Below are 7,521 nucleotides of genomic sequence, written 5' to 3' on the forward strand. Positions count from 1 at the left end.
GGTCAGCGTTGATTCGGAAAGCGCTGACCGGCAGTGGGACTTCACCTGAGAACGACACGTTATTCACAGACGCCATTCTGGATACCGGACTGTCCGAATTGAAGGGCCACGGGATTTTTTTTGGCTGCAATATTGCCGCGCGCATCTGCGCAGAGGGAAGGTGGATGGTGGGGTCATCCCGCATGTTGAAGCGTTGTCCGGCGGGGATACGTCACACGCCTATGTTGTCAAAGATGGGGAGCAGACGGTCGGCACCCTGGATATGACCGAACTGGTTCGCGCTCTTGTCCCTCGCGTCGCATCCGAAGCAGGTGCGCGTCAGTCCTGACGCGCGCTGATGGCAGAGCTGGAATTCAACAGATCAGGCCCGGAAGAACCGGATGGTTGGGTCGGCCTCGATGTGTTCGAACAGCCAGTCAACAAACGTATCGAGCTTTGGGTTGGGTGCACGTTCTTTTTGCGTCGCCAGATACCAGCGGCCTGGCTCTGGCACCGTAATGTCGAACGGTCTGACCAGACGCCCCCTTTCAAGATCACGGGCGCAAAATGGTGCCCTTGCGACGCTGATCCCGCGATTGTTCAGAACAGCCTCACGGACAAGCGGGTAATTGTCGAAAATCGAGCCGAATTTCATAGTGCCGCGGTCTAAGCCTGCCGCATCCAACCAACAGTCCCAGTCATCCGGCTCATTCCATGTGCTTGGGACACTCAACAATTGGAAATTTCTTAGCTCTTCCAGCGGCAATCCACCGTTTGACGAGCCCAAAGCCTCTGGCGCGCAAACCGGGTAGATATCAGTTTCGAAAAAGGGGCTATAGTCGAACCGTTTGTCAAATGGTGGCGCATTGAACACGCCTACATCAAATCGGTGCATGTCATAATCACCATCCTCAAAGGTAGAAATAATGCGCACGCGCGTGTCCGGGTTATCTTGAAGAAAATCTGCCAATCTAGGCTGTAGCCACATCGTGTTGAAACTTGCGTAGGACTGAACGAGCAACACGTCCGGTTCCTCAGGTGTCTGGATGCGCCGCGTGGCTTTGATGATTCCCTGAATGTGTTCGCGGATCGGCGGGTAATATTGCTCCCCAGCCGGTGTCAGTTCGACCGAACGGCTTGTGCGTTCCAGCAGTTTAACGCCGATTGATGTTTCCAGTGCTTTGATCTGGTGGCTGACCGCCGCGTGCGTCACACATATCTCGTCGGCTGCCTTGCGGAAGCTTTTATGACGCGCCACCGCCTCAAAGGCGCGGAGCGAAACCAAAGTGGGCATATGGGTAGTCACCAATGGGCCTCCTTGATGAATTGCACCCCGCTCATCATTTAGCAGGATTAACTGACATCTGAACCTGTGAGTCCAGATGGTCATCTGTATTTTTATCTTTTCACAGGATGAAACGCAAATTACAACGCGAATGAATCGGTTAGAAAATCTTGATGAAAGCAAAAATCTTTCAATTCTTCAACTCAATAAGAAGTGCCAGATTGGCAGGCGAAGAAACCCAAGGATTCCGCCTGCATGGCCCTCACATTACCTTCGTCAAATGCATATGGCTACCCACTGCTGATCAAACAATTGTTGATACGGTCGAGGCTCGTGTCAGCCACGCAAGAGATCGTCAGCGGCACCGATATGCGACTGAGCTATGCTGAACTCAACGAACGCATTGGGCGACTTGCCAATACCCTTAAGGTCAGCGGGATTGGCGAAGGCATGCGCGTCGGCGTCATGGATTGGGATACTCACCGCTATCTTGAGTGTTTCTTCGCGGTTCCGATGATGGGCGCGGTCCTGCACACCATCAACGTACGTTTGTCACCCACGCAGGTTCTTTACACGATCAATCACGGCGAGCCGGACCTGATCATTGTGCATCAGGATTTCATGCCGCTCATTGATGAAATCAAATCAGGCTTTGATCGGGACATCACCATTGTCCCGATCGGAAACGGTGAAGGATACGAAGACTGGACAGGGGATGCACCGTCCAACTTTGACTTTCCGGACTTCGATGAAAACCGAACCGCCACGCTGTTCTATACGACCGGAACCACTGGCAACCCCAAGGGGGTAAGTTATTCACACCGTCAGCTGGTGCTTCATACATTAGGGCTGATCGCTGGTTTTGGCGCATGTCCCGGGAACGGCGGATTTCATCGCGGTGATGTCTACATGCCGCTGACGCCCCTGTTTCACGTCCATGGATGGGGATTTCCTTATGCCGCGACGATGTTGGGGCTGCGTCAAGTCTATCCCGGTCGCTACACGCCTGATACAATTCTGCGATTGATTGCGGCCGAAGGTGTCTCCTTTTCCCATTGCGTGCCCACCATTTTGTCAATGGTGCTTGATCATCCCGATTGCCGGCAAACTGACCTGAGTCAATGGAAAGTTATCATTGGCGGGGCTGCCTTGCCACGGAGCCTGCAGGACCGCGCTGCGACGGTGGGCATATCATTGCATGCAGCCTATGGGATGTCCGAAACCTGTCCGTTTCTAACGGTGGCGGATTTGTCCAGCGATGATCCCGAGGTACAGGCGCAAACCGGCTTTCCCGGCCCGCTTGTCCATCTGCGCGTTGTGACACCTGATATGCAGGATGTACCTCATGACGGTGAAACAACCGGCGAAGTTGTTGCTCGAGCTCCCTGGTTGACACAAGGCTATCTGGGCAACGCGCAAGCCTCGGATGCGCTTTGGTCGGGTGGGTATCTGCACACCGGGGATGTTGGATATATCCGCGAGAATGGATCGTTGCAGATCACCGACCGCCTCAAGGACGTGATCAAAACCGGTGGCGAATGGATATCCTCGCTGGCACTTGAAGGCTTTGCATCTTCTTGCATCGGCATTGAAGAAGTTGCTGCGATTGGACTGCCTCATGCTAAGTGGGGCGAAAGGCCGGTTCTGGTCGCTCAGCTTTCAAAAGATGCAGACCCGGACCTCGTGCGCGACGTTGTCATGGAAGAAATTCAGTCACGTGTCGGCCTTGGCGAGCTTTCGAAATGGGCGGTTCCGGACGAGATTTTTTTCGTAGAGCAACTTCCCAAAACCAGCGTCGGCAAACTCGACAAAAAGGTCGTTCGGCAAGATATTTCAAGTCGTTCGGACATAAAAGCATGACAGACAAACAGTCCCGAATTCAGGCGCTCATCCATTCAATCATCAGGTATTTGGAAACTCGCCGCAGTAACGCGTGCGGAGTTGATCTCACGTTGAAAAAGCTGGCAGGCATGGACCTGTGCGAAAGCCGGCTCATTGACACTCCGCCTCAAGGAACCAGGCATGATGAGATCCTGAAAGACGCCATCGCCGGGATTGCGGCCCCCGAATTGCACGAAATCGCAAGCTGTCTGGCGGCCTCCAGAGATGATTTGGTTTGGCGCGAAGACAACGCTCAGTTCTATCCCCCCGGCGCTGATTTGGGGGAGGGATACACAAAGTGCAACCTGCACACTCTGCTCATCGGGCCTGACGCTTGCGGATATCACCATCCGGACTTCAGCCTGGGCATATTCATGCTTGGACCGCGCACACTTTATCGGGACCATGACCACGACGCGCCCGAATTATACCTGAACCTGTCCGAAAAATCGGGCTGGCGGTTCAAATCTGGCGAATGGCAGGACTATCCGGCCGGGTCGCTTATCTGGAACGAAGCGGGCGAGCCACATGCCACCCGTGTCTATGACCAGCCATTCATCTCGGTCTTTGTCTGGCTTGAGAACGTAAATTCACGCTGCAACGTGATCCATTTCGACGATTGGGCAGAGATCGAAAAAGATCTCGCCCAAGAGAAAAATTAAGGTTGCCGAACATGATTTCCATTGAACGCACGGGTGACGTCGCTTTCGTAGAACTGAATGCCCCGCCTGTGAACGCACTTGGCCAGAAGATGCGACAGGCGCTTTCTTCTGCTATTCACGAGTTGGAAGCCGATGGCCAGATTGCGGTTGTCGTTCTGTGCTCAGCCCTGCCGCTCTTCTGTGGAGGTGCTGACATCGTGGAATTTCGCACGGGGAAAGTGTGGGACAAACCCGACCTACCGGACCTGTGTCTGGCGATTGAGGCGTGCAGGAAACCCGTTGTTGCGGCTATTGGTGGTGCCGCGATGGGAGGCGCTCTGGAGATCGCGCTTGCCTGTGACTACCGTGTTGCCACTCCGGATGCGGTGATGGGCCTCCCCGAAATCAAGCTGGGTCTGCTGCCCGGCGCCGGTGGGACCCAGAGATTGCCAAGGATTGCCGGGCTGGAAGTGGCAACGAAAATGATCCTCTCGGGTGATCCGGTGAAAGGCGAATATGCCCTGTCGTGTGGGCTGGTCGATGCGCTGTTTGAGAACGACCAGGATTTTCGTGCGCATGTTTTGGGTTTCGCCACCCGTGTCAGCCATAAGGGCGATCCGAAACGCAGTTGCGCGGATATGACCGTCACACACCCTGATCCAAAGGGGTTTCTCGCGGGTTTCCGAGACCAGAAAGCACCAAAGTCCAAAAACCTTGTCGCCCCTGAACGATGCTTGGTATCCATCGAGGCCGCGTGCGAGTTGCCGCTGGCCGAGGGGTTGGTACAAGAGAAGGCAGGTTTCGCCGAACTACTCGACACACCTCAATCGCGCGCGGGGCGGCACCTGTTCTTTGCAGAGCGTGAATGCACCAAGGCTCCGGGCGTTACCCGTGCTGACCGACCACGTAGCATTTCATCGGTTGCCGTGATCGGTGCCGGAACAATGGGGCGCGGCATTGCCATTGCCTTTCTGCAGGCGGGGTATCCGGTCACGCTTCTTGAAACTACGCAAGGCGCGCTCGAACTGGGGCTGGAAAAGGTCCGGGAGCATTTCCAGCGTGCGGCCCAAAAAGGGCGGCTCAGTGCCGATCGGGCAGAGGCAATCGCCGCCAACGCCACCGGGACGCTCAGCTACGGCGACCTTGCGAAAGCTGACCTGATCATTGAAGCGGCGTTTGAAAGCATGACTGTCAAACGCCAGATTTTTGAGGCCCTGGACCGGCACGCAAAACCTGGCGCGATGCTGGCCTCGAACACATCGACATTGGATCTTGATGAAATCGCTGCGGTCACGTCCCGCCCGGAGGATGTGATTGGTCTCCATTTTTTCAGCCCGGCCAATGTCATGCGCTTGCTGGAGGTGGTGCGTGGCGCCAAGACCGCTCCTGACGTCATTGCAACGGCAATCACGGTTGCCAAGAAGATCCGAAAGCTCCCTGTCACGGTTGGCGTCTGCTACGGCTTTGTCGGAAACCGGATGCTGGAGCCATACTTCCGCGAGGGGTCCCGTATGCTGCTTGAGGGGGCGACGCCGAAACGCGTGGATGACGTCCTTGAGAACTTCGGCATGGCCATGGGCATTCACGCGATGGCGGATCTGGCCGGGGTCGATGTGGGCGCCCGCGTGCGCCAGGAACGGCGAAGTGAAATCGCACATGATCCAACATACCAGGCAGTTCAGGATAAACTCTTTGAATTGGGTCGACTGGGTCAGAAAACCGGACGTGGAAGCTATATATACGAGGGCCGAACACGGGTTGAAGACACCGAGATTGTTCAAATCAGCACAAAATTGGCAGAACGGCATGGCGTGACGCGCCGACAAATCGGGGATCAGGAGGTCCTTGAACGGTGCCTGTATCCCTTGATCAACGAGGGCTTTCTAATCCTTGAAGAAGAAATCGCGGTGCGGCCCGGTGATTGTGATTTGATCTGGGTCAATGGCTATGGCTTCCCGAACTGGCGCGGGGGTCCAATGCACTTCGCCGATGAGATTGGTTTGGGCCATGTTCTGGAGAGAATGCACCACTATCGGCAGTCGCTTGGTGCCTACGGCGAGATGTGGTTCACCCCAGCGAGTTTGCTGAAAGAACTGGGTTCCAAGGGTATGACACTTGCTGGGCACTTTAATGCCAAAAAGGAAAAACCATGAGAGAAGCCGTTATCGTTTCGACCGCTCGAACACCAATAGGAGTCGCCTTCAAGGGTGGGCTGAACAACATCAAGTCACCGACCATGATGGGCCATGCCATTGCGCATGCGGTTAACCGCGCTGGTGTTGACCCAGGAACGATTGAAGATGTCGTCATCGGGTCGGTCCTGACAGGTGGAACGGGCGGGTTAAATGTTGGTCGGTTGTCCGCGCTTGCGGCTGGCCTTCCCAACACCGTGGCAGGCCAGACGATCGACAGGCAATGCTCATCGGGGCTGACGGCCATTGCGACGGCTGCAAAACAGATCATCGTGGATGGACAGAACGTCGCCGTTGCCGGTGGGCAGGAAAACATTTCAGCGGTTCAGAATGCTTATCTGAAATGGGCCGGAGACGAAAAAGATCCGGACGTCATCGCTCAGTCTGAGCATGCCTACATGCCCATGTTGATGACGGCAGAAAATGTGGCGCGAGTTTATGGGATAAGCCGCGAGGCTCAGGATGAGTACGCTGCTCTTTCTCAGGAACGGACCGCACGGGCACAGGCGGCTGGCGCTTTCGACGACGAAATCGTTCCGATTACCTCGACCAAACGGGTCAAGAACCGCGAAACCGGGGAGGAAACTCCGGAAGAGGTGACCTTATCGAAAGACGAAGGGAACCGGCCGAGTACGACGGCCGAAACACTCGCGGCTCTGAACCCGGTTGTCGAAGGAGGTGTGATCACCGCTGGCAACGCAAGTCAGCTTTCAGATGGGGCTTCGGCCTGTGTACTGATGGAACGGAAAATGGCTGACCAGCACGGTCTCATGCCACTTGGCATTTACCGAGGCATGGTCGTTGCAGGCAACGCACCGGAAGAAATGGGGGTCGGCCCGATATATGCCATACCCAAGTTACTAAAGAACGCAGGGCTCAGTATCGGAGACATAGGGCTTTGGGAGCTCAACGAAGCTTTCGCTTGCCAGGTTCTCTATTGCCGCGATCATCTTGGAATTGACCCCGAGATTTACAATGTAAACGGCGGAGCTATCTCCATCGGCCACCCCTATGGCATGACAGGTGCGAGACAAGTCGGGCACGCTCTGCTTGAGGGGAGGCGTCGTGGCGTAAAATACGTGGTGACCTCCATGTGTGTTGGCGGAGGCATGGGCGCTGCAGCGTTGTTCGAGGTCACCTGAATTCCGCAGGAAGGAGCCCAAAATCACCTATGCCCGGTCGAGATTAGTAGAAAGCCGATAATTGCGAAGGCCTACTTCTGCGCGCGCGGTCTTTCGTTGCGGTCGCAATGTGCAGATATCTGCCATTGGAGAACCCGCATTGAAAGTTCGAAAAGTCCGCTCTGCTGACCTTTGCTGCACGGTGCGCAAAGGTCAGCAGAGCGGATGGGGTGGATGGCTCCTGCATCAACCGGCGTCGCAATGCGCCATAGTGCAGTTGTCATAAACTGCTTATGAGAGGAGCCACCCAATGCAGGTTACAACAATCGGCCTAGATTTGGCTAAGAATGTTTTTCAAATTCACGGTATCAATGATCAAGGTGAGGTTGCATTCAATCGGGCTCTTAGAAGGGTACAGGTTC

6 protein-coding genes and 1 pseudogene are annotated in these 7,521 nt (G+C 55.3%); 6 read left to right on the forward strand and 1 reads right to left on the reverse strand.

The features are described 5' to 3' along the window. The first annotated feature begins 160 nt into the window (after positions 1-160). A complete protein-coding gene (locus tag MWU63_RS17945; protein WP_247079139.1) occupies positions 161-328 on the forward strand; it encodes a hypothetical protein in 168 nt (55 codons plus the stop codon). Between the two features lie 33 nt (positions 329-361). Here MWU63_RS17945 and MWU63_RS17950 read toward each other — a convergent pair whose 3' ends face one another. Then, positions 362-1,285, reverse strand: a complete 924-nt coding sequence (locus MWU63_RS17950) for a LysR substrate-binding domain-containing protein (protein ID WP_247079141.1) — start codon at positions 1,283-1,285, stop codon at positions 362-364. A 234-nt stretch (positions 1,286-1,519) separates the two neighbouring features. On the opposite strand from MWU63_RS17950, the gene MWU63_RS17955 reads away from it, so the two are divergent. The 5 genes and pseudogenes from MWU63_RS17955 to MWU63_RS17975 form a co-directional block, all read left to right on the forward strand. Beyond that, positions 1,520-3,124, forward strand: coding sequence for a fatty acid--CoA ligase (locus MWU63_RS17955; protein WP_247079142.1), 1,605 nt, complete (start codon positions 1,520-1,522; stop codon positions 3,122-3,124). Beyond that, the gene (locus tag MWU63_RS17960) at positions 3,121-3,807 is read left to right on the forward strand and encodes a dimethylsulfonioproprionate lyase family protein (protein WP_247079144.1); all 687 of its coding nucleotides are present in this window, start codon (positions 3,121-3,123) and stop codon (positions 3,805-3,807) included. Before MWU63_RS17955 ends, MWU63_RS17960 begins: the two co-directional genes overlap by 4 nt. An 11-nt stretch (positions 3,808-3,818) precedes the next feature. Beyond that, positions 3,819-5,939: a 3-hydroxyacyl-CoA dehydrogenase NAD-binding domain-containing protein gene (locus tag MWU63_RS17965; RefSeq protein ID WP_247079147.1), complete on the forward strand. Its 2,121-nt coding sequence runs from the start codon at positions 3,819-3,821 to the stop codon at positions 5,937-5,939. Further along, on the forward strand, positions 5,936-7,120 hold the full coding sequence (locus MWU63_RS17970) for an acetyl-CoA C-acyltransferase (protein WP_247079150.1): 1,185 nt from the start codon (positions 5,936-5,938) through the stop codon (positions 7,118-7,120). Before MWU63_RS17965 ends, MWU63_RS17970 begins: the two co-directional genes overlap by 4 nt. Before the next feature lie 289 nt (positions 7,121-7,409). Beyond that, positions 7,410-7,521, forward strand: a pseudogene (locus tag MWU63_RS17975) (IS110 family transposase); the annotation flags it as partial.

The sequence above is a fragment of the Pseudohalocynthiibacter sp. F2068 genome, from assembly GCF_023015645.1.
Lineage (GTDB): Bacteria > Pseudomonadota > Alphaproteobacteria > Rhodobacterales > Rhodobacteraceae > Pseudohalocynthiibacter > Pseudohalocynthiibacter aestuariivivens.

Excerpts from the sequence above, each read along its gene's own strand:
- MWU63_RS17955 (WP_247079142.1), top strand. The coding sequence starts at position 1,520 with ATGGCCCTCACATTACCTTCGTCAAATGCATATGGCTACCCACTGCTG.
- MWU63_RS17960 (WP_247079144.1), top strand. The coding sequence starts at position 3,121 with ATGACAGACAAACAGTCCCGAATTCAGGCGCTCATCCATTCAATCATC.
- MWU63_RS17965 (WP_247079147.1), top strand. The coding sequence starts at position 3,819 with ATGATTTCCATTGAACGCACGGGTGACGTCGCTTTCGTAGAACTGAAT.
- MWU63_RS17970 (WP_247079150.1), top strand. The coding sequence starts at position 5,936 with ATGAGAGAAGCCGTTATCGTTTCGACCGCTCGAACACCAATAGGAGTC.